The organism is Enterobacter sp. RIT637 (genome assembly GCF_019718755.1).
In the GTDB taxonomy this organism is placed as follows: domain Bacteria; phylum Pseudomonadota; class Gammaproteobacteria; order Enterobacterales; family Enterobacteriaceae; genus Enterobacter.
Genome location: NZ_JAIHAZ010000118.1, coordinates 1 through 581, shown reverse-complemented (window position 1 = coordinate 581; position 581 = coordinate 1). Strand labels below are relative to the sequence as shown.

The 581-nt window shown below is 58.7% G+C and carries 1 protein-coding gene; it reads left to right on the top strand.

Annotated features, from left to right (window positions below; translation table 11 throughout):
• Positions 1-42: 42 nt before the first annotated feature.
• The coding region (gene alr / locus K5E19_RS23515) for an alanine racemase (RefSeq protein WP_221553338.1) at positions 43-581 on the top strand (539 nt) is incomplete at its 3' end.

The window sequence follows — 581 nt, the reverse complement described above, 5'->3', positions numbered from 1 at the left end:
ATTTAGAGGATTGGATTTATTTCATTAAGGCAAGGAATTCGAATGCAAGCGGCAACTGTAGTCATTAACCGCCGCGCTCTGCGACACAACCTGCAACGTCTGCGTGAACTGGCGCCCGCCAGCAAGCTCGTTGCAGTCGTGAAAGCGAACGCTTACGGACACGGTCTTCTTGAGACCGCGCGAACGCTCCCTGATGCCGATGCCTTTGGCGTCGCCCGTCTCGAAGAAGCCCTGCACCTGCGCGCGGGCGGTATCACCCAACCGATTCTGTTACTCGAAGGCTTTTTCGAAGCCGACGATCTGACGACGATTGCCGATCAGCGTCTCCACACCGCCGTGCATAACGAAGAGCAGCTGGCTGCACTCGAAGCTGCGACCCTCAGCGAGCCGGTCACCGTGTGGATGAAACTCGACACTGGCATGCATCGCCTGGGCGTGCGCCCGGAGCAGGCAGAGGCGTTTTATCAGCGCCTGAGCCAGTGCAAAAACGTGCGTCAGCCGGTGAATATCGTCAGCCACTTTGCCCGTGCCGATGAGCCTGAGTGCGGCGCCACGGAGCAGCAGCTCGACATCTTTAACAC